At 29.6% G+C, this 297-nt stretch carries 1 pseudogene; it reads left to right on the top strand.

The features are described from left to right. A pseudogene (locus tag ACX6CF_RS26270) lies at window positions 1-273 on the top strand (peptide ABC transporter ATP-binding protein); the annotation flags it as partial. Window positions 274-297 lie beyond the last annotated feature (24 nt).

Below are 297 nucleotides of genomic sequence, written 5' to 3' on the forward strand. Positions count from 1 at the left end.
ACAACTGGAAGAACTATGATAAGATTATATAATCCTACGGACGGAAAAGTTTTTATGTCGGGTGATAGAATTGATGGAAAAGTTCCAAGAAAAGTTGTTGCCAATGTTAATAGAAATATGCAAATGATTTTTCAAGATCCAATGGCCTGTCTTAATCCACGTATGAAGGTTGAAGATATTATTGCTGAAGGATTAGATATTCATAATTTAGTTAAGAATAAAGAGGAACGACGACAAAAAATAATAGAAATGTTAAATATTGTTGTTCATTAAGTCCAACAATATTTAACATTTCTA

Source organism: Vallitalea sediminicola (assembly GCF_054408565.1).